We start from the raw sequence: 263 nt of genomic DNA, 5'->3' as shown, positions 1-263 counted from the left end.
GCCGAGCCAAGTTCGATCTGCTGCGCCAGCGCGTCCTGCATGTCGCATGAACCGAGACCGGCAGAGCTTCGGCAAACGATAGCCCAAAAGCACCGAAAGTGCGGATGAACCAGAATTGGACGCCGATCCCCCGCCTCAAGGGGTCAAAGTTGCGGTTCTTCCGCACTTTCGGTGCTGAGCGGTGGTTTGGGCGTTGAATCGCATGGTGGCCCGAGGGCAGCGCGATGCCAATCTCGAACCCGTCGATGCCGTCGGTCCCGGAC

Annotated in this window: 1 protein-coding gene; it reads right to left on the bottom strand. The window is 62.0% G+C overall.

Annotated elements, in window-relative coordinates; all coding sequences use genetic code 11:
- The coding region (locus MFF24_RS28720) for a hypothetical protein (RefSeq protein WP_238229228.1) at window positions 1-263 on the bottom strand (263 nt) is incomplete at both ends.

Origin of the sequence: Methylorubrum aminovorans, from assembly GCF_022179725.1 — a bacterium.
Lineage (GTDB): Bacteria > Pseudomonadota > Alphaproteobacteria > Rhizobiales > Beijerinckiaceae > Methylobacterium > Methylobacterium aminovorans.
The sequence above is the reverse complement of the archived record's forward strand: the minus strand, read 5'-3'. Positions and strand labels throughout refer to the sequence as shown.